The 19,116-nt window shown below is 59.4% G+C and carries 18 protein-coding genes; 9 read left to right on the forward strand and 9 right to left on the reverse strand.

Translation table 11 applies throughout. The annotated features are described in order from the left end of the window. The 5 genes from CLV74_RS11655 to CLV74_RS11675 form a co-directional block, all read right to left on the reverse strand. The gene (locus tag CLV74_RS11655; protein WP_106264882.1) at positions 1 to 918 is read right to left on the reverse strand and encodes a dihydrodipicolinate synthase family protein; all 918 of its coding nucleotides are present in this window, start codon (positions 916 to 918) and stop codon (positions 1 to 3) included. Positions 919 to 928: 10 nt separating this feature from the next. Further along, positions 929 to 1,630 carry a GntR family transcriptional regulator gene (locus CLV74_RS11660; RefSeq protein WP_106264884.1) on the reverse strand — a complete coding sequence of 234 codons (702 nt, stop codon included), beginning with the start codon at positions 1,628 to 1,630 and terminating at the stop codon, positions 929 to 931. Positions 1,631 to 1,816: 186 nt separating this feature from the next. After that, entirely contained in the window at positions 1,817 to 2,776 is a 960-nt protein-coding gene (locus tag CLV74_RS11665; protein ID WP_106264887.1) for a 2-hydroxyacid dehydrogenase, read from the reverse strand. A gap of 13 nt (positions 2,777 to 2,789) precedes the next feature. Beyond that, positions 2,790 to 3,557 (reverse strand): SDR family oxidoreductase, encoded by a 768-nt coding sequence (locus CLV74_RS11670; RefSeq protein ID WP_106264890.1) that lies wholly within the window; start codon positions 3,555 to 3,557, stop codon positions 2,790 to 2,792. Then, complete coding sequence (locus CLV74_RS11675; RefSeq protein ID WP_106264892.1) at positions 3,557 to 4,753, reverse strand: mandelate racemase/muconate lactonizing enzyme family protein; 1,197 nt, start codon at positions 4,751 to 4,753, stop codon at positions 3,557 to 3,559. Before CLV74_RS11675 ends, CLV74_RS11670 begins: the two co-directional genes overlap by 1 nt. Before the next feature lie 132 nt (positions 4,754 to 4,885). On the opposite strand from CLV74_RS11675, the gene CLV74_RS11680 reads away from it, so the two are divergent. Further along, complete coding sequence (locus CLV74_RS11680) at positions 4,886 to 5,593, forward strand: FadR/GntR family transcriptional regulator (RefSeq protein ID WP_211299035.1); 708 nt, start codon at positions 4,886 to 4,888, stop codon at positions 5,591 to 5,593. Positions 5,594 to 5,606: 13 nt separating this feature from the next. On the opposite strand, the gene CLV74_RS11685 is transcribed toward CLV74_RS11680, so the two are convergent. Further along, a complete protein-coding gene (locus CLV74_RS11685; RefSeq protein WP_106265125.1) occupies positions 5,607 to 6,509 on the reverse strand; it encodes a LysR family transcriptional regulator in 903 nt (300 codons plus the stop codon). A 116-nt stretch (positions 6,510 to 6,625) separates the two neighbouring features. On the opposite strand from CLV74_RS11685, the gene CLV74_RS11690 reads away from it, so the two are divergent. The 6 genes from CLV74_RS11690 to ppk2 all read left to right on the forward strand — a co-directional run bounded on the left by CLV74_RS11690 (position 6,626) and on the right by ppk2 (position 14,510). Continuing rightward, positions 6,626 to 7,804, forward strand: coding sequence for a cytochrome P450 (locus CLV74_RS11690; RefSeq protein WP_106264894.1), 1,179 nt, complete (start codon positions 6,626 to 6,628; stop codon positions 7,802 to 7,804). Positions 7,805 to 7,819: 15 nt separating this feature from the next. Further along, on the forward strand, positions 7,820 to 8,134 hold the full coding sequence (locus CLV74_RS11695) for a 2Fe-2S iron-sulfur cluster-binding protein (RefSeq protein ID WP_106264896.1): 315 nt from the start codon (positions 7,820 to 7,822) through the stop codon (positions 8,132 to 8,134). Positions 8,135 to 8,311: 177 nt separating this feature from the next. After that, a complete protein-coding gene (locus CLV74_RS11700) occupies positions 8,312 to 9,514 on the forward strand; it encodes an MFS transporter (RefSeq protein ID WP_106264899.1) in 1,203 nt (400 codons plus the stop codon). 153 nt (positions 9,515 to 9,667) lie between these two features. Continuing rightward, positions 9,668 to 12,349 carry an AMP-binding protein gene (locus tag CLV74_RS11705; RefSeq protein ID WP_106264901.1) on the forward strand — a complete coding sequence of 894 codons (2,682 nt, stop codon included), beginning with the start codon at positions 9,668 to 9,670 and terminating at the stop codon, positions 12,347 to 12,349. Between the two features lie 154 nt (positions 12,350 to 12,503). Continuing rightward, positions 12,504 to 13,517 carry an ACR3 family arsenite efflux transporter gene (gene arsB, locus CLV74_RS11710; RefSeq protein WP_106264903.1) on the forward strand — a complete coding sequence of 338 codons (1,014 nt, stop codon included), beginning with the start codon at positions 12,504 to 12,506 and terminating at the stop codon, positions 13,515 to 13,517. Between the two features lie 72 nt (positions 13,518 to 13,589). After that, complete coding sequence (gene ppk2 / locus CLV74_RS11715) at positions 13,590 to 14,510, forward strand: polyphosphate kinase 2 (RefSeq protein ID WP_106264905.1); 921 nt, start codon at positions 13,590 to 13,592, stop codon at positions 14,508 to 14,510. A 68-nt stretch (positions 14,511 to 14,578) separates the two neighbouring features. Here ppk2 and CLV74_RS11720 read toward each other — a convergent pair whose 3' ends face one another. Beyond that, positions 14,579 to 15,286 carry a tellurite resistance TerB family protein gene (locus CLV74_RS11720; protein ID WP_106264907.1) on the reverse strand — a complete coding sequence of 236 codons (708 nt, stop codon included), beginning with the start codon at positions 15,284 to 15,286 and terminating at the stop codon, positions 14,579 to 14,581. A 226-nt stretch (positions 15,287 to 15,512) separates the two neighbouring features. After that, positions 15,513 to 15,863, reverse strand: coding sequence for a hypothetical protein (locus CLV74_RS11725; protein ID WP_106264909.1), 351 nt, complete (start codon positions 15,861 to 15,863; stop codon positions 15,513 to 15,515). 286 nt (positions 15,864 to 16,149) lie between these two features. Between CLV74_RS11725 and CLV74_RS11730 the strand changes: the two genes are divergently transcribed. Next, entirely contained in the window at positions 16,150 to 17,376 is a 1,227-nt protein-coding gene (locus tag CLV74_RS11730; protein ID WP_106264911.1) for a glutathionylspermidine synthase family protein, read from the forward strand. 28 nt (positions 17,377 to 17,404) lie between these two features. Next, on the forward strand, positions 17,405 to 17,989 hold the full coding sequence (locus CLV74_RS11735) for a DUF1190 domain-containing protein (RefSeq protein WP_106264913.1): 585 nt from the start codon (positions 17,405 to 17,407) through the stop codon (positions 17,987 to 17,989). 73 nt (positions 17,990 to 18,062) lie between these two features. On the opposite strand, the gene CLV74_RS11740 is transcribed toward CLV74_RS11735, so the two are convergent. Further along, a complete protein-coding gene (locus CLV74_RS11740; RefSeq protein WP_106264915.1) occupies positions 18,063 to 19,115 on the reverse strand; it encodes an FAD-binding oxidoreductase in 1,053 nt (350 codons plus the stop codon). Position 19,116: the final 1 nt, after the last annotated feature.

Consider the following 19,116-nt stretch of genomic DNA (forward strand, 5'->3'; position numbering starts at 1 on the left):
TTATTTCCCCGCCTGAATGTCAGCAATGGTCCGGCGCAGCACGCGCACGACCTGTTCCAGTTCCCGCTTGTCATCCTTGTTCAAAGGGGTCAGCGGTTCGCGCACGCGGCTGGCTTCGATCCCGTTCAGGGTCACGCCATGTTTGATGGTCTGGATGAACTTGCCACCCTGTTCCAGCACGCGCATCAGGGGCATCATCGCGCTCATGATGCGGCGGCCTTTGGTAAAGTCACCCTCGACCACGCAAGCATTGTACAGCGCCACATGTTCCTCGGGCAGGAAGTTAGAGCCCCCGCAAACCCAGAACGGCGCGCCCCAGGCAAAGAACTCGAGCGCCTGATCATCCATCCCGCACCCCAACTGGATGTGCGGATAATCCCGCGCCAGCAGGTGGACGCGGTTGATATCGCCCGAGCTTTCCTTGATCCCGCAGAAGTTCCGGCTGCGGCATACGCGGTCAAGGAATTCCTCGCCCATCATGGTGCCGGTGCGGTGCGGATAGTTGTAGAGCATGATCGGCAGACCAGCCGCCTTGTCGATAGCCAGCGCGTTCAGGGCGTTTTCACGGTCGGTCGGTACTGAATAGGGCGGGCTGGCCAGCAGGATACAGTCCGCGCCCATGTCCCGCGCAGCACTCGCCAAGGTGATGCTGTCAGAGGTCAGCATTGCGCCGGTTCCCAGAACAAGTGGCAAACGGCCCTTGATGCGGTCCTTGGTGAATTGCGCAATCTCGATCCGTTCAGCCACGGTCTGCGCATAGTTTTCACCGGTCGAGCCGCCAGTGATCAGGCCATGCACGCCTTTGGCAATCAGATCCTCAATCACGTCGGCCAGACCGTCCCAACGGACCGAGCCATCGGCGTTCAATGGGGTCACAAGCGGGGTGTAGATCCCCTTGAATTCAAAAATCGGTGTCATCACTGGTCCTTCAAGAGGCTTTGGTGGTGTATGTCCCCAGCGGCACATCCAGCGCCGGAGGCATCACAAAGCGTTCGATTTCTTCTCGGGACAGCGCCCAATGGGCATCTGCCAATTCTGCGGCCTTCTGTTCATCGCGGGCCTCAATGGCGGCGATCATCTGGTCATGCTGATCCGCCGAGGCCGACACGTTCGACGCCATCTGATTGCTGACCGGCTGGTAGAACGTCATCCCGATCCGCGCGTGATCAATCAGCAGCCGGTGGAACGACGGTAGTAGATAGGTGTTCGCCGCCATCTCTCCGGTGATCAGGTGAAAGCGGTTGTTCGCCAGCGTCCGATCCGCGGCCGAGCCATTGCGCAGAGCGTTCCGGTAGTCCTCCTGCGCAGTTTTCAGGCGGGCGATCTGATGGGGCAGCCCATTGCGCGCCGCCAGCCGCAGCACTGCGCCATAGACCATCGGGGCCGCGATGAAGAAATCGCGCAGCGTAGTATGTGACATCTCGGCCACCCGCACGCCGCGCCCTTCGCGCAGGTCCAGATACCCTTCGCCGTCCAACTCTCGGAACACTTCACGGACGGGGGTGCGGGACAGGCCAAAGGCATCACACAGGGCAACCTCATCCATGTCCTGACCGGGTGCCAGTTCACAAGTCAGCACCGCCTGCCGCAGATGATCCGCCAAAGCGGCCTTTCGATCTTTCGCTGACATAGGGCCCTCCTTCGTCACGCGCTCCAGCGCGAATTCGATTCGTATACAATTTGTATTTTTATAGAATTTCGAAGCCCGAGTCGTAAAGCCCTTTGTTCGCACCGCAGGAAAATGCCCCCATCGACACAACGAAAAAGGCAGCGCCCAACGGGGCACTGCCTTTGTAATTTAAGGATGTTAGAGAACTTATCGCAAACGGTTCAGCAGTGCCTCACCACGGGCCAGCCGGTTGATATTCTCGGCCACTGTATCCCGCCGACGGGCAATCGTACCTTCAGTCCAGCCGGACATATGGGGTGTGATCAACACATTGGGCAGCTCATGGAACGGCAGGTTCGCGGGCATGGTGTGGGGCGCTGCGGCAGAGGGGTAGACGTACCACGTGTCCAGAATAGCTCCACCAATCCGCCCTTCTTTCAACGCTTCATACATGGGCGGCTCAGCGATAACAGGACCGCGCCCGACGTTCATGATGATGGCGTGGGACGGCATGGCTGCGAACACCTCTGCCCCGATCAACCCTGCGGTCTCATCGGTCAAAGGCAGGGTGTTGATCAGGATATCCACCTGCGCCGCCATTGCCGCCACATCCCCAAGAGGATGCGCCACCACATCCGCCTGCGTCACAGCCGAGCGGTTGGCCACGTGGACCGTCATCCCGAAGGCCCGCGCCCGCGCAGCCACCGCCTTGCCAATATGGCCGAACCCCACGATCCCGATGCTTTGTGCGCCCAATTCGGTCCGCAGCCCATCCGGCCCGCCAGCCCAATAGTGCCAGTCCCCCTGCCGCAGTCGCGCATCCGCATCGACCAAAGGCACATGGCGGGACAGCAACGCGCACATCACATATTCTGCGATGGCGTTCTCATGACCAAAGGCGTTGCACGCAGCGCAGCCTTCAGGCAGCGCCGCCATATCCACTTTATCATAGCCCGCCGCAGGCAACTGGTAGAGCCGCGCCGAAAGCGGGCCGTCGCTGGCCGCATAATGGACACCAACCACCACATCAGCGCTGGCCAACGCCTCAGCTTCGCCATCGCCATTGGCAGCATCTGAGATCACGCGGATTTCATGGGGCATCTCTAGCAACTCGGACAGGCCGGGCTCGAAGGTCGAGGCATTGTCGCCGTGAAACACAATCTTCATCGTTAAGTCTCCTTCAGAGCACGGAAATCATGCCGCCATCGGCATAGATAATCTGACCGGACACATAGTTCGAGGCATCCGAGGCCAGATAGATACAAGTCCCCGCCAGTTCTTGCGGCAGTCCCCAGCGGCGCATCGGCGTGCGTCCTTTCACCCAAGCGTCAAAGTCGGGGTTGTTGATCAGGGCCTCATTCATATCGGTGACCATGTAGCCCGGCCCAATGGCGTTGGCCTGAATGCCTTTATCGCCCCACTCGGCGGCCATGGCCTTGGTCAGCATCTTGATCCCGCCTTTGGCGACTGTGTAGGGCGCAACCGTTGCGCGGGCCAGTTCCGAAGTCAGTGAGCCGATATTGATCACCTTGCCTCGCCCCCGTGCGGCCATGCGCTTGGCGGCCTCTCGGCCCACCACAAAGGCAGAGGTCAGGTTGATATCCAGCACCCGCTGCCAATCCGCCGTGGCCAGTTCCAGCATGGGTTTGCGGAACTGGATACCGGCGTTGTTGACCAGAATATCCACCTCGACGCCCTGCTCATCCAACTCGGCGAAAGCCGCCAGAATTTGATCCTCATCGGTCACGTCAAAGCAGCTGGTCAGCACGTCGAACCCCTGCCCCTGCATTTCCGCAGCAGCTGCGTCCAGACGCGCAGGATCAACGCCATTCAGAATAACCCGAGCCCCCGCGCCCGCCAGCCCTTCGGCAAAGGCGCGGCCCAGCCCCCGACTTGATCCGGTGATCAGGGCAGTTTTTCCGGTCAAATCAAACAATGCCAAAGACATCAGCTTTCCTCCGAAATGCGTGTGCTCAGATCCGAGCGGTCAAAGAACTGCGGTACCAGTTCGGTGCCAAGGCCCGGCCCTTCCATGGGATAGACATAGCCCCCTTCGATGCGCGGCACCTCTGTCACCAACTCTCGGTACCAGCCGTTGTAGAAGGCGCGAACGCTTTCCTGAATCAGGGTATTGGGCTGGCTGAACGACATATGGATCGCCGCCGCAAAGCCCACAGGCCCGATGCAATCATGGGGCGCAAAGGGACGGTGATAAGTGTCCGCCATCGCCGCGATCTTGCGCCCTTCGGTCAGGCCGCCAGTCCAGCAAAGATCGGCCATCACCACATGAGCCGCATCACGATCCAAGTAATCCTTATAGGCAAAGCGCGAGCCCAATGTCTCGGACGCGCAGGTCCAGACAGGGGTGCTACGGGCAAATTCTGCCAAGGCCTGCGGGCTGTTCATACGGATCGGGTCTTCGAACCAGCGGGGCGCGTAGGGTTCCAACGCGCGGGCGATTTCCATTGCGACCGGCAGGTTCCAGAGCGAATGCAGCTCGACCATAATCTCCATCCGGTCGCCCACGGCTTTACGGATTTTCTCAAAGGGGCACAGGGCCTCTTTCATCTGGGCGGCACTGATGAACTGCCCTTTGTTTTCAATCGCTGCCGGATCGAAGGGCCAGATTTTCATGGCGCTGATGCCGTTGTCCAGCAGGTCTTCGGCCAAGGCCCCCGCATCGGTCATGAAGGCATCCAAATCCTCATAGGGACCATCGCCGCGGTTCCACGTATCCACCGGCTTGATCTTGTTGGTGCGCACATAGCGGGTGCCTGCACAGGTGTTATATACCCGCACCCGATCCCAGCTTTGCCCCCCAAGCATCACATGCACCGGCTGTCCCGCCACTTTGCCAAAGATATCCCATAGCGCGATGTCGATGGCTGAAGCCGCACGATACTCCACCCCGGTCGAGGCTTGCGCGTTCGGAAGATTAACCATCTCTTTGTGCAGCGCCTCAATGTTCAGGGGGTTCTGCCCTAACAGGCGCACAGCCAAAGTGTTGTGGATGTGGGCTTCGCAGGCCTCAGCCCCGTAAAAGGTCTCACCCAGACCAGTGATACCCGCGTCGGTTTCCACATGGACCCAAAGCACATTGGCGAATTCTTCTGCCCGATAGGTGCGGATGGCCGTGATCTTCATCTGATGTCTCCTCCCGATGCATCAGCGCCTTGCTAGCCAGTCCGACGAAGCAGCCGCAACAAAACTGGACAATTAGAATTGAATTGTCAGACAATTTGGCGCAAATTTTCCGAAAACATGCAGAAAGTCGCTATGCCTGCTGATCGCCCCGCCCCGAACCTGCCCGAGCGCACCATGGCCGGTATCCGCGCCCTGATCCGTGATCAAGGACTGGTCCCCGGTGATGCGCTTCCCTCCGAGACCGCCCTTGCCCAGCACCTGGGCGTGTCGCGGTCTGTCACTCGTGAAGCGATGCGCGGCCTTGCGACCTTGCGGATCCTTGAGATCGGCAAGTCCCGCCGCGCCCGCGTGGCGATGCCAGATGCCTCATCCCTCAGCGTCGTTCTGGATCACGCCACCCACGCCAAAGGCCTGAGCATCCAGCAAATGCTAGACGTGCGCCGCACGCTCGAGTTGCGCACCGTCAGTCTGGCCGCCCTACGCCGCACCGATGCCGAAGCGGCAGAATTGCTGGACCTGACCTCACGCATGTTCAAAGCATTAGAGGGGGACTATTCCGCTCTGATGGAGCTGGATTTGCGTTTCCATTCGGTGATCGCCAAGGCCTCGGGCAACGACCTTTATGCGATGCTGATCGACAGTTTTCAGGTGATCACCCGCAAGACATGGGCCATCGGCTGGCGTTCGCGCGGCACCCATGCGAACCGGCTTGAGAACCTGAAATGCCATGAGCGGATCGCAACCGCGATCATGGCCCAAGACGCAACCCGCGCTGAAGCCGCCATGTCCGAGCATTTCGACAGCGCGGTCAACGTGCTGCTGCGGGCGGGCGTCACCTGATCCGCCTAAAGCGCTAGCCCTTAATCGCCTGCACCACCTGCCCGCGCACCCATTTGTGCATTTCTGATCCTTGTGTTCGCGCTGTCCAGACCATCTGGATCGCCACCGGCGCATCGACCGGACAGCGGGTGACGTGCAGCCCCTCGCCCAGTTCTTGCGACAGACGTTCGGGGATGGTTGCTACCAGTTGCGTGCCAGCGATCAGGTTGTGAATGCCCGCAGGACTTGGGGTCTTGATCGCGATGGACAGGGCGTGCCCGCGCTGTTCAAGATACTGCATGTAGCGCGATTTCCAGCGCCCCCCGTAGGTGATGTAGATATGCTCCAACGCCAGATAGTCGTTTAACGCTAAAGCCTTGCCCGCCATTGGATGGGACGGATCCATCAGGCAGACATAGGGGTCTTCGTAAAGGGTCCGGCTGTAGAATGCCGCGCCCAGTTGGACAAATGGGCCGATCAACATATCCGCCTCGGTCCGAAGCAGCTTGTCGTGGCCCAGATAACCTGCATCCACGATCTCGACCTTGATGCGCGGGGCAGCGGCACGGATCCGGCGCACCAGACGCGGGATGATCAGCGCCCGCTCATAGAAGTTGCAGGCGATAGTGATCGTCTCAGCGCTGCTGGCGGGATCGAACTGTTGTGGCGCCGCCAAACGAGTGAAGCGGGCCAACAAATCGCCACCCTCTGTCACGACCTCTTCACAGCGGGGCGTAGGCAACAACTGCCGCCCTTCACGCACGAACAGCGGATCGCCAAAGACCCCGCGCAGCTTTTCAATGGTGTAGCTGACGACCGATTGCGTCACATCTAGCTCTTCCGCCGCGCGGGTGAAGGACCCCAGCCGGTAGACCCGCGCCAGCATATCCAGCGACCGGAAATCCACAGAAAGCGGATCGATTTTATGCGCCGCCATGGCCATACCCCAGTTGCATCGAAAAATTCGATGCTAATTATCGGATCAATCGCATTGATAGATGCCGCGCCTCAGGGTTACCTGTCAACGCTACAGCTTTGGGAGGAGACCTGTAGATGCGCGATTTACCCGTGGATGAGGCCGTCACACTGGCCGATCTAAGCCGTGATCCCTATCCGATCTACAAACGAATGCGTGCCGAGACACCCGTGGTGCGCATGGCGCAGACCAAGCGTATTCTGGTCACCAAGGCCGATCTGACCAAGTGGATCAAGGAAAACCCCGAGATTTTCAGCTCGGACGATCCGACCACGCCGATGAAACCCGCCTTTCAGGCCCATACCCTGATGCGCAAGGACGGGGACGAACATCGGGCCGAACGGATGGCCATGCAGCCTGCGTTCTCGCCCAAGGTGATCCGAACCGATTGGGGCGATCTTTACCGCAAGATCGCCGAGGACTACGTGGGCCGCTTGCCCCGCGGGGAAACCGTTGATCTGTTCACCGACCTTTGCGGGCCGGTCGCCGCGCGCATTCTAGCCCACATGCTAGGTCTGGAAGAGGCCACCGACGCACAGATGCAGGACTGGTCCCAGCGCCTGATCGACGGGGCGGGCAACTTTGGCTATGACCCCGCGCTGTTCGAGGCCTCGGACGCAGCGAACGCCCAGATGAACGCGCTGTTTGATCGGTTGATCCCGCGCCACCAGTCAGAGCCGAACAACTCGGCCTTTTCGGTGATGCTCAACGCCAAGAACCCGATCCCGCTCAGCCAGATGTACGCCAACATCAAGATCGCCATCGGCGGCGGCATCAATGAGCCGCGCGACGCGCTAGCCACCATCGTCTATGGCCTGCTGACCAATCCGCATCAGTTCGAAGAGGTCAAACGCCGCGATCTGTGGATGGATGCATTTGAAGAAGGCGTGCGCTGGGTCGCGCCCATTCAGGTCTCGGGGCGGCGGACCACCCAAGAGGTGCAGATCGGCGATTATCTGATCGGTCCTGAAGAACGTGTGATGACCATCCAAGCCTCGGCCAACCGCGATGAGGCGATCTTTGGTGACGACGGCGAGGAATATAACGTCTTCCGCGACAAGCACCCTCACCAGTCCTTTGGCAGCGGCCCACATCACTGCGCAGGGGCCCATGTGGCACGCCGCACTTTGGGGGAAATCATGCTGCCACTGCTGTTTGACCGTTTTCCCAACATGACCCTTGAACGCCCGCAGGATGTGGCCTGGAGCGGCTTTGGCTTTCGCGGCCCGCTCAACCTGCCTGTGACGCTGAACTAACGAATGGAGACCTCAATGACCTCGATCACCTTCGTGCAGCCTGATGGCAGCAGCAAAACCGTGAATGCCGCCGACGGCGACAACATCATGCAGACTGCGGTTGCCAACAACATTACGGGCATTTTGGGCGAATGCGGCGGTGCGATGATGTGCGCCACATGTCATTGCTATATCGAGGATGCGCGTACAGGAAACGCCAGCGACGGCGAAGAGGTCATGCTAGAATGCGCCGAGGATGAAATCCGCCCGACCTCGCGCCTCAGCTGCCAGATCAAGGTCACTTCGGAACTGGACGGGCTGGTCGTACATCTGCCGCAACCGATCGACTAAACCCTAAGCACCGACTTCGCGATAGGGCCTTGATCCGGATTGAGGCCCTATCCCGCGCCTTCGGTCGCTGGACAAGACCCGCAGCATCCGGCTAGGTGCAGGCAAGCGCAAATAATTGCTTGCGCCCCATACCGGCTTTGGCCGGTCGATCTACAGACAGCGACACCGGACGACACGATGGGAACGGACCTGCGCGATACGCGTCTGGCAAGGGCGTCTTGCGCTTTGGCCATCTTTTCAGCCCTGCTTGGCAGCACCGCTCCCAGCCCGCTTTACCCCCTTTACTTGGAAGAACTGCATCTGAGCAAAGGCATGGGAACGGCAATCTTTTCCACCTATGCGGCTGGCACGATGCTGGCGCTGCTGATCTTTGGCAAGATTGGCGGTCGGGTCAGTGATCTGCGCCGGATCATCGTCCCTGGCCTTCTGATGACCGCCCTTGGCGCTGTGATCTTTGCTGTCGCCCACAGCCTGCCGGTTCTGCTGGTCGGACGGTTCCTGAATGGCTTTGGCACTGGCGCGATCACCGGCATGGCCTCGGCGGCACTGTTTGCGATCTACCCGCCGGACATGCGGCGCGTGGCGGCGGTGACAGCCACTGTGGCCTTCACGGGGGGCGCTGCGGGCGGACCTTTGCTAAGCTCCCTTGCGATCTGGCTTGATCTGGCTCCAACCGTGACGCCCTTTGTGGTCATCGTCATTTTGGCAGTGCTGGCCGCAATCGGTCTGATCGTGTCCCACTGGCCCCGCAAGGACATCTCCGCGCCATTGCCTGCATCCCCTCAAGGCCCTGAGAAAGTGGATATGCCGCTGTTCCTTCTGGCCTGTCTGGTGGTCTGCGTAGCGTGGATGCTGGGGTCGGTGCTGATGGCGCTTGGGACAGATCTAGGGCTGACCGTCTATCATCTTCATTCACCTGCCCTAGCCGGACTGGTCCCCGCGATTTTCCAGCTGTTCGGCGGTCTGGGCCAATATTTGTCCGGCCGCTATCCGGCGCAACGGGCAATCCTAGCAGGCCTTGTCGGCATGGCGGTGGCGCAAATCGTGCTAATTGCCGCCATTCCGGGCGCCATTGGCGCGGTCCTGATCGCGCTAATGCCCGTGTGCGGGTTCTTCTATGGCGCAGCCTTTGTCGGATCACTCGGAGCGGCCAACCGCGCCTCCACCCCCGCCACGCGCGAAGCCTACATCTCGCGCTTTTATATGGCCGGATATCTGGCAAATTCCGTGCCGACGGTAATCGTTGGCTACCTGAGCGACATCTTCAGCCTGAAAACTGCGTTTCTGGGGTATTCGATTGTCATCATCGGACTGGCCATCGGCGGAATACTGTTCTTACGCCGCCTTGAGGCAAACCCGTGGCGGCAGGGGCAAAGATAATCCGTCGATTAAATTGACAATTTCTTAACCCAGCCCCAGAAATCTGAAGTTCTCGAAAAATATTTATTACAATATAATCAATACTTTACATCAATACGCGCGCAACCCTACGCTGTTACCAGATCGGCTTGTCGCGCGTTGAGTGAAAGTATTATGAACGATTTTTTTCCCCCTTCCCCGTTCTGGGACTTTGCTGAAGTCCCACCCCAGCGGACCGCCCTGCGCCTACCCGATGGCACAACGCTCAGTTACGGGGCGATAGATCGGGCCGCAAACACATGGGCCGCGCGGCTATCTGAGGCAGCCTTCGGCAAACGGGTTGTTCTGGGGCTAGAGATTGACCTCTCCCCAGAAGCGATCAGCGCATACCTAGGCGCGTTGCGCTGCGGCTTTCCCGTATTGCTGGCCGAACCCGGCCAACTGGCCAAGGGCAAGCCCTTATTCGATCAATGGCGCCCGCCTTTGACAATCCGCGCAGCCCATCCGGGCACCTGCGCCCCGATCACGATCGAGGTCGATCAAGACGCACCGACACCGCCACTTCACCCCGATTTGCGACTACTGCTGTCCACCTCGGGCAGCACGGGTGATCCAAAGCTGGTCCGATTATCGGCGGAAAACATTGCCTCGAACGCCAAAGCAATTGCCGAATACTTACGGATCACCCCTGTTGATTGCGCCGCCACCACCTTGCCTTTGCATTATTCCTACGGCCTTTCTGTCCTGAATTCCTACCTTGCTGCGGGGGCCAGCCTGCTGCTGACCGATCTGTCGGTGGTGGACAAAAATTTCCTGCCGCAGGCCGCGCAGGCGGGTGTTTCCAGTCTGGCGCTGGTACCCCATCAGTTCGACCTGCTGCGCCACAGCTCTTTTACCGGAGCTGAGTTGCCGAACCTGCGCTACATCACTCAGGCAGGCGGGCGGCTGGCGCTTAAGACATTGGAGTATTTCCACCAACTGGGAGACAAGAACCTGTGGGATCTGGTGGTCATGTATGGCCAAACCGAAGCCGCTCCGCGCATCTCTTATGTCCCGCAACATGCGCTGCCAGAGGCAGGAGACACCATCGGCCAAGCCATCCCTGGCGGCACCCTTTGGCTAAGGGATGAAAATGGCCAGCGCATCACCACCCCCCTCACACAAGGCGAGTTGGTCTATGAGGGACCGAATGTCATGATGGGCTACGCGGTGCGCCCCACGGACCTAGCTGCGCCGTCCCAGCCACCGCAGTTGTTCACCGGAGATCTGGCCGAGCAAACGCCAGATGGGTTCTTTCGCATCACCGGTCGCCTCAAGCGCTTTGTCAAACTCTTCGGCCTGCGCCTTAGCCTTGACCAGATCGAGGCGCAGTTGAAGGCAAAAGGTGCGCCTGCGCAGGCCGTCGCGATCAATGATCGGCTCGTATTGCTATGCGAGAAGCAAAAAGATGCGCAAAAAGCGGTGCAGATTGTGTGCAATTCCTATGGTCTACCGCCAGAGGCTATACATTCCGAGCATCTCGCAAAGCTGCCGTTACTGTCTTCAGGCAAACCCGACCACACCGCCCTGCGCATGTTGGCCCAAAATGCGCTATGTGCCGCGAAAGCAGCCCCCAGCAAAGCACAGATGCCTTTGCGCGAAGTTTTTCGTCGAACGACCCGCAAAAAAGACGTGAAACCCCAAGATAGCTTTGTCCAGATGGGCGGCGACTCTCTCAGCTACCTGACATTGCAACTGGCGCTAGAAGAACGACTTGGCCACGCACCGCAAAACTGGGAGACCATGCCTCTGCGCGATCTGGAGGCCATGGTCGCCATGCGGGCACATACGCCCCATACCCCTGCCACATCGAACAAGATGCAAGTGGGCATAGACGTAGTGCTGCGCGTATTGGCAATCTCGATGGTCGTCGCCCAGCACGCCACCGATTACGCGGTCTTTGGCGGCACCATGATCCTGATCCTGCTTATGGGCTTTTCAACTGCCCGCTTCCAGAAACAACAAATCAAGGCGGGGATGCCGTGGACGTTCGTGGGCCGGATGCTTTACCCGATTGTGCCGCTCTATTTCCTGCTGCTGATCGCTTATGGCAGCTTCCGAGATGCAGTACCAACGAGCTATCTGCTGCTTTTGGGCAATTATCACATCTGGTCCGAAGGCTCGCTCTTAGAGGTCTATTGGTTCGTTAGCCTCTACGCCCAGATCATTGCGGTGCTTGCACTGATGATCGGCCTGCCCTTCTTGCGGAACCGTTTGCTCTCACACCCGTGGCAGACCATAGCCTGCCTTGCAACAGTGCTACTCAGCGGCATCGCCATAGCCCAATCCGTGCAAACCTTAAGCGGCACGACGCTGCCCTATCACCCCTCACGCGGGCTGGCCGAGGGACTTGCAGTGTTCTGTGTCGGATGGCTCCTGCATGAGATGTCGGGACGTGCGCAGCACTTTGCCACGGCGTCACTGATCTTGGGGCTTTTGGCGGTGCTGACCCGCGCAGATATGGACCTTCAAATCCTTGCGGTCGTGCTGGCCACGCTGGGATTGCTGGTATGGCATCCAGCGATCCCCCTGCCGCGCAGGATGGGGCGCGGGATCGGGCAGATGGCCTCGGCCAGTCTGTTTGTCTATCTAGTCCATGAAATTCTGGTCTTCGGTTTGAAGAGCGCCGCGCCGACCCTGCCCCAGCCCCTGATGGCCGCCACAGCACTTGGTCTGTCATTTCTGACAGCTCTGGCGTTGCGGAAGGCTTTCACGCGATGCGACGACTGGCTTTTAACCCAAATCCGCAAGGGAAGGCCCGAAACTCAGATGGCGCGCACCGCAACAAGGCAAAGCGCGATCCGTCGCCCGTCCTGAGCCGACATAATCAAAGAAACGTTCCATTCAGGCCCGCGATTGGCGCGCAAAGGTAGACGGCAGTACGGGCACCGGATTAGACAACGCACAGGACATCCACCCGTGTTCCACGTCCGGCGACCCGGAGCACGGCCAAAACCAAAAAGGCCCTGATGTGAGTATTTTTGAACGGTTCCTGACCCTCTGGGTCGCTCTTGCGATGATCGGCGGCATCGCGATAGGTGCTTTCGCCCCCACATTGGTCCAAGCCATCGCCGCCGCCGAGGTTGCCAACATCAACCTTGTCGTGGCCCTGCTGATCTGGGCCATGGTCTATCCGATGATGGTGAACGTGGACTTTTCCGCCGTGGCAGGGGTCGCCCGTCAGCCTAAAGGGCTGCTGGTCACGCTGGTGGTGAACTGGCTGATCAAACCCTTTTCGATGGCGCTACTGGCAGTGCTGTTCTTCAACCATGTTTTTGCCCCCCTCATCACGCCCGAAGACGCCAACCAATATATTGCCGGCCTCATCCTGCTGGGGGCCGCCCCTTGCACGGCAATGGTCTTTGTCTGGTCACACCTGACGCGTGGCGATGCGACCTACACGCTGGTGCAGGTCTCGGTGAATGATCTAATCATGGTCATCGCTTTCGCGCCGATCGTGGCCTTTCTTTTGGGGGTCACGGACATCGTCGTGCCGTGGCAGACGCTGGTGCTGGCAACGATCCTTTACGTGGTCCTACCCTTAACGGCGGGCTTGTTTACACGTCGCATCCTGCGCACCGACACCGCAATTGATGCGTTTTCGGCACGGATCAAACCCGTCTCGATGGTCGGGCTGATTGCTACCGTTGCGATCCTGTTTGGCCTGCAAGGACATGTGATCCTTGCCAAGCCGCTGGTGATCGCCCTGATTGCCGTGCCGATCCTGATCCAGAGCTACGGCATCTTCGCCATTGCTTACGGGGCCGCCTATGCCCTGAAAGTACCGCACAAGATCGCCGCCCCTTGCGCATTGATCGGCACTTCGAACTTTTTCGAACTGGCGGTTGCTGTGGCCATCAGTCTCTTCGGCCTGAATTCGGGCGCGGCTTTAGCAACGGTGGTCGGCGTGCTGGTCGAAGTACCGGTCATGCTGTCCCTTGTGGCCTTTGCCAACCGCACGGCGCGAAATTTCCGCGCGGGTTGACAGGCGGGGTCATGCAACTGTCACATCGGAGTGTTTAAAGGCAAATTTACAGAGCAATACGGTGGTTTACCCATGACCGAGAACCCATTTGACGACGGTGCCCGCGACTGGCTCGAGGCCGAACTGGCCGACACGCTGGACGAAGATTTCGAGATCGAATTCGAAGATGCCCTCCTCAGTCAGGAAATCCGCAAGATCTACAATCGCGCGCATCCCGAACAGATTGATCGCAAGGTCTATTTCCAAAGCCTCCTGCGCCTTCAGGCAGAGCTGATCAAGCTGCAGGACTGGGTGCAGCACACCGGCGAAAAGGTTGTTGTGGTCTTTGAGGGACGGGACTCGGCCGGCAAAGGCGGCGTGATCAAGCGGATCACCCAGCGCCTGAATCCCCGTGTGGTCCGTGTGGTTGCCCTGCCCGCCCCGACTGAACGTGAGAAATCACAGTGGTACTTTCAGCGTTACGTGCCGCACCTACCCGCAGGCGGAGAGATCGTGCTGTTTGACCGCTCTTGGTACAATCGCGCGGGCGTTGAGCGGGTCATGGGCTTTGCCACCGAAGATCAGGTCGAGGATTTCTTCAACGACGTGCCGGAATTCGAACGGATGCTAGTCAGATCGGGAATCCGGTTGGTGAAATACTGGTTCTCGATCACCGATGAAGAGCAGCAGATGCGGTTCCTCATGCGCATCCACGATCCGATGAAGCAGTGGAAGCTTAGCCCGATGGACCTGCAAAGCCGCGTCCGCTGGGAGCAATACACCAAAGCCAAGGAAGAGATGCTGCAACGCTCGAACATCCCCGAAGCGCCTTGGTACATCGTTGAAGGCAATGACAAAAAGCGGGCGCGGCTGAATTGCATCGACCACCTGCTTGGCCAGTTCCCTTACGGCCCGATCCCGCACGATGACATCACTCTGCCCGAGCGGGTCTTTAAACCGGATTATGAACGGGCGATCCTGCCCCCAGACCTCTACGTGCCGTCAAAATACTGAAACCACGTAGCAAAAACGAAAAAAGGCCGGAGGCGCCCCTCCGGCCTTTTGCCTGTCTTGGGTTCAGATCAGACGACCTGAGCCCGCGCGGCATCCGCTTCGGCGTCCAGATGATCCCGCAGCCCCTGCGGCAGATTCAGGAAACGGGCGAGATTGGCCATATAGGACTGCTCTTCCGGCGTATCAGGATCGATCGACAGGGCTGAGGCCAGATACACCTCGGCCCGCTGCGCATCGGTTGTCGCCAGTTCCGCGATTGCGGCGGGGTCAGCGGGCTGCGCAAAATATTCGTAAAGCGCGGCCTTCTCTTCCGCCCCGAGGCCCAGATTTTCCACCTGCTGGCGGATACGGGCGTGTTCGTCGCGGTCAATGTGATTGTCGGCTTGCGCCGCGGCGATCATCGCCTGCATCACCACAAGGCGGAAATCCTGCCCCTTGGCATCGGTGTCATGCTCAATATCAAAGGGGCTGCCGGTTTCAGGCTTGGGAAGGCTTGCAGGGCCTGACGGCGCACCGGGCGTCTTGTTCGCCTGCCAGTCCTTATAGGCTTTATAGGCCAGCCCCGCTACAGCAGCCATGCCACCGTATTTGATTGCTTTGCCGCCCAGTTTACGGGCCTTTTTCGATCCCAGCAGAACCGCGATCAGACCACCCGCCGCCGCACCGCCGACCAGACCGGATGGTAGCCCAGACTGCTGGCTTTTGATCTGTTTGGCGACATCGCCAAGCCCCCCTTGTGAGCCCAGAAAGCCTTCGAGCAGTTTGTTCACATCCATCTTGGTCTCCTTGTTTGCTTCTACTCTGAGATGTGCATGCAGGTCTGTTGATACAAGACCATCACACGTCATCGGCGCTTTGCCGCCACCTCGATACATGAACGCAGGAAGGTGACTTTTCCGTCGAACTATCCCCAAAACGAACGAAAGGCCCGCTGGAAACCAGCGAGCCTGTCGAACCTACAGAGCTGTCAGGCGACCCGAAGGTCGCCGTAACATCAAAGGGTTATTCCGAACGGATGTCTGCAAAGATCGCAGCAGCCTGCGCGTTTACGGGTGCCGCGCTGTAGACGGTCACGGTTCCCGAGCTGTAGTCTTCGCCTTTCTGGGCGGCGATCAGTTCGAACTGGGCTTCGGCAACGGGGTTAACCGATGATTTGCTCGAAACAGTCGCGGTGCTTTCACCTGCCAGATAGGGCGCGGGAGCGTCTGCATCAGCGGCCAGATAGATCTGGGCAACCTGCGAGGTGCTGTATTCACCAGCCGAAACGCCGGCCAGATTTTCCAGTTGGCTCTGCGCAAAAGCGGGGGCCGAGATAGCAGCAACAAGAGCGGTAGCAGCAATAAGAGTTTTCATAATTAAGGTCCTTTCAGTGCGTGTGTCCGACGCATCATTGCGTTCGTCATGAGGAACAAATGGACCTTCACCATCCTCACTTCAACGCACGTAAGCGTGATAATTGCTTTTAGCCTGCGCATTTATGCACACAAAATTGTGCAGCGTTTCGGGGCAATTGTGATGGAACTTTTTCGACGGAAATCGGAGGCCGCTTAATTCAAAGGCGAAAAGTGGTGTGATGCGTTCACAATCCGGCCCCCAGCCCCCATATAAGGGGCAAACAGCCGGAAACACGGACGCAAGCGTGCAGAAAATTGACCTTCCCGAGCGCCCGAACTGGCGCGAAAAAGCCGAAGAACTAGGCTTTACCTTCGCAACCATGCATGACCAGCCTTATTGGGATGAGACATCGTGCTACGCATTCTCTCTGGATGAGGTTGAAAACCGGATCGAGGACCCCTCGACTGCGCTACATGGCATGTGCCTAGAGGCGGTGGACTATATCCTTGGGCGTGAGGACCTGCTGGACCAGCTCTGCATCCCGGAGGCGCACCGCGACTATATCGCGGACAGCTGGCAGCGGCGGGACCCGTCGCTCTACGGGCGGTTCGATCTGGTCTATGACGGCGAAGGCCCCGCGAAACTGCTGGAATACAATGCCGACACGCCGACCTCTTTATACGAATCCGCCGCCTTCCAGTGGCAGTGGTTCGAAGACCAACAAGCTGCAGGCATCCTGAACGCCGAAGACGACCAGTTCAACGGCATCCATGAGGCCATCGTGGATCACCTGCACGCCACTTTTGCAGAAGGCACCGACCTGCACTTCACCGCCATGAGCGGTAACCCCGAGGATTACGCCACAGTTGAAAGCCTTGGTTGGGCCGCGCGTGAGGCGGGACTTGGGGCGCATTATACCGACCTTGAACAGATCGCCCTAAGTGATGAGGGACAGTTTCTGGACGATCAGGACCGTGTGATCGGCATCCTTTTCAAGCTGTATCCTTGGGAAGACCTGCTGCGCGATGACTACGCCAACCATTTGGCCTCATCGGGCTGTCAGGTAATCGAACCAGCTTGGAAGGCGCTTTTGTCCAACAAGGGCCTGTTGCCTGTCTTGTGGGAGATGTTCGAGGGCCATGAAAATCTGTTACCGGCCTTCTTCGCCAGTGACGTTGACGCTGCCCTGAGTGGTTCGGGCAGTGCGGCGCGCGCGGTTCAGGCCCGATTTGAACGGGCCGAGGCAGCGCTGAAGACCGGATATGTCAGTAAACCGGTGTTTTCCCGCGAAGGCGCGTCCATTGCGATTGTTGAGGGCGGGCAGCAGACCGAAGTTGCCACGCACTCGGATTACGACGCCCACCCGCGCATCATTCAGGCCTATCAGCCGCTGCCCGTGATGGGCGGGTTCCGCCCCGTGATCGGGTCATGGATCGTCGGGGATACCTGCGCAGGCATGGGCATCCGCGAAGACCAAAGCCGCATCACGCAGGACCTGTCCCGCTTTAAACCCCATTTCATCCGCGCTTGACGCAGACCTTGACGCAAACGAGGACCAGATGACCAAACGTTCGAAAACCGTAGCCCTTGCCATCGTCGGCGCCGCCTCATTCTCGCTCGCGGCGTGCCGCGAAGAGGCCGTGGACGCGCAGGCATTTCCTGACCTGCAAAGCTGCGTCGCCGCAGTGGGGCCGACCAGCCTGTTCTCGGAACAGGACTGCCAGACCGCCTTTAACGATGCCCAAGCCCTGAACGCCGAAACCGCCCCGCGCTATGACAGCCTTGAGGTTTGCGAAGAGCAATATGGCGAAGGCAACTGCGGATCAGAGGCGCAGGCCGTGACGGGCGGGTCGGGCAGCATCTTTATGCCCCTCTTGGCCGGTTACCTGATGGGCAACCTGCTAGGGGGCGGTCGCGGGATCGGGGCGCAGCCGCTTTATCGCACCTCGGACGGGCGGTTCACCACGCCGAACGGCGGCGCGACCTATTCCAACAACACTGGCAAGGCAAAGCTGAACGCGTCGACCTTCAACAAGGCCCCAACGACCTTTGGCAAAGCGCCGATGACCAAGGCAACCGCCACGTCACGCGGTGGATTTGGCACCAGCAGCACCAGCACCCGTTCCTTCGGCTTCGGCGGCTAAATTCCGGCCTGCGCCAAAGAAAAACCCCGCCCGACACAGCGCCAGGCGGGGCCTTCGACGTTTGGGAAGGAGGTCAAACGTCCAGACTGACTTTGCCAATCGGGTTCGAGCAGCAGGCCAGTACATAGCCGTCAGCAATATCCTCTTCAGTGATGCCACCATTGTGGACCATATGAACCTGACCGCTAAGCTTTTTGGTCTTGCAGGTCCCACACACCCCGAAGGTACATCCCGAGGGGATCACGATCCCCGCACTACGTGCCGCGGCCAGCAGGGTCTCGGTCTCGGCGCATTCGATGGTCACGCCAGAGGTCGCGAATTCCACCGTCGCTTTGGTTTCCTCATCCAACTGGACGCCTTCCGGCACTTCGCCGGTCTCGCCCACGGGGGCGGTGAAGCTTTCCTGATGGTAGCGGTCCATGTCAAAGCCCATGGACTCCAGCGCCTCGCGCACGGCGGTCATGAAAGGCTCTGGCCCGCAGCAGAAAACTTCGCGCTCTAGATAATCGGGGGCGGCCAGACCCAGCAGCAACTGGTTGAAGCCGCCGCGATAGCCGGTCCAAGGCTTGTAGGGGTCGGTGCCATCCACCACCCACGCCAGTTCAATCCCCTGAATTCGGCTGGCCATATGCTCCAGCCGTTCGCGGAAGATGATCTCGGACGGGCGGCGGGCGCAGTTGATGAAGACGATATCGGGATCGCGGCCCGCATCATACATATAGGTAGTCATCGACATCATCGGCGTGATGCCCGAACCTGCCGAGATGAACAGATACTTGCTGGCCGGATGCTCCAGATGCGAAAAAGTGCCCCCCGGCCCGATCGCCTTAACCCGCATCCCGGGGCGCAGGTGATCCAGCATCCAGCGCGTCCCCAATGAGCTTTCTTGCGCTTTCACCGTGATGGTCAGCGAGGTAGGCCGCGAAGGCGACGACGATATCGTATAAGTCCGGTGCAGAACCCCGTCAGGGACAGGCAGTTCCAACGTCAGGAACTGGCCTGGCTTGTGCCCGAACAGCGCCCCTGAAGGCGCTGCAAAGGTAAAGGTCGCCACATTTGGCGCCTCTGGCAGGTAAGAGACACATTCCAGCGGTTCGGCGTCGGTCCAATAGGTCAGAGCTACCATC

The sequence above is a fragment of the Donghicola tyrosinivorans genome (genome assembly GCF_003003355.1).
GTDB lineage: Bacteria > Pseudomonadota > Alphaproteobacteria > Rhodobacterales > Rhodobacteraceae > Donghicola > Donghicola tyrosinivorans.